Raw genomic sequence first — 635 nt, 5'->3', positions numbered from 1 at the left:
GGTGGCGGCGGCGCTGGGCGCGGCGGCGGACGCCGTCGCGGTCACGGACCCGGCCACGGCCGCCGAGGCGATCCGGTTGCTGCGCAAACAGGACGCGGGCCGCGCGGCCCTGCTCCTGGGCGGGGTACGGCGGGCCGGTGACGGGGCACCGGAGCCCGTGGTGCCGGCCGGTACCCCGGCCGTCGCCGACCTCGTCAGCGGCCCCGTCGAACTGGTGGCCGCCGTCCGCAGGCTGGTGCGGGACATGGTGGTCGTGGCGACCCTGGAGGACGCCGAGGACCTGGTCGCCGCGCACCCGGAGCTGACGGCCGTGACCGGCGAGGGCGACCTGCTCTCCGCCCACTTCGCGCACGGCGGTTCCGCCGGGGCGCCCAGCCTCCTCGAAGTACAGGCGTCCGTGGACGAGGCCGCCGCCGAGCTCGACGGGCTGGCCGTGCGGTGCACCGGACTGGCCGAGGCCCAGCGGCTCGCGGCAGCCCGGCGGACCGAGTCGGCGGCCCTGGTCGAGGAGCTGGGGGAGCGGCGCAGGGCCGCCGAGCGGGAGCGGTCCGGGGTCGCCCAGCAGCTCGGCCGCCTCGCCGGACAGGCGCGGGGCGCAGCGGGCGAGGCCGAGCGCATGGACGCCTCCGCCACCC

At 79.5% G+C, this 635-nt stretch carries 1 pseudogene; it reads left to right on the top strand.

The features are described 5' to 3' along the window. Positions 1-635, top strand: a pseudogene (locus G3I41_RS36260) (chromosome segregation protein SMC); the annotation flags it as partial.

Origin of the sequence: Streptomyces sp. SID9727, assembly GCF_010550605.1 — a bacterium.
Classification (GTDB): domain Bacteria; phylum Actinomycetota; class Actinomycetes; order Streptomycetales; family Streptomycetaceae; genus Streptomyces.
Note: the sequence above shows the minus strand (reverse complement) of the source record. Positions and strands in the feature narration are given on the sequence as shown.